Genomic DNA, 744 nt, shown 5'->3' on the forward strand with positions numbered 1-744 from the left:
TCTCATTATGCGCAGTTCATTTCAAGTTTGGTTCACGAGAAGTCTTTTCTGCATTGTGATCGCAAAGCGATCGCTCGAGTGATTGAACATAGTTCACGACAAGCAGAAGACCAAAGTAAGCTTTCTCTGCACGCGTCGGATATCGCCAACTTGTTGCGTGAAAGTAATTACTGGGCCCAAGAACAAAGCTCGAACATGATTCGTTGTGCTCATGTAGAGAGGGCTTTAGAAAGTAACTTAATGCGTAACAGTCGTATCAAAGATCAAATGTTTCACACCCTAAGCAATGGTTCCACTTTGCTAAGTGTCGAAGGGGCTGTGATCGGACAAATCAATGCGCTCTCAGTTTTGAGTACAGGTGGAGCCGAGTTCGGTATGCCGAATAGGGTGACTGCGAATTGCTACTTTGGTGATGGCGATATCATTGATATTGAGCACAATGCGCGTCTAGGCGGAAATATTCACACGAAAGGTGTGATGATTCTTTCATCTTATCTTTCGACTTTGTTTGCGAAGTATAAGCCGATGCCTTTGTCTGCAAGTATTGCCTTTGAGCAGTCTTATGGAGAAGTTGATGGTGATAGCGCATCGTTGGCTGAATTATGCGCGTTAGTTTCTTCGTTAGGTGAACGGCCAATTAAGCAAAATTTTGCTGTAACCGGCTCGGTGAATCAATTTGGTGAGGTTCAGCCAGTTGGCGGTGTGAACGAGAAGATTGAAGGCTTCTTTGATGCATGTGAGATT

1 protein-coding gene is annotated in these 744 nt (G+C 44.4%); it reads left to right on the plus strand.

What is annotated here, in order from left to right; translation table 11 throughout:
- Positions 1–744: Lon-insertion domain-containing protein (locus tag A3738_RS09455; protein WP_156504145.1), on the plus strand; the 744-nt coding region annotated here is incomplete at both ends.

The organism is Oleiphilus sp. HI0066, from assembly GCF_001635725.1.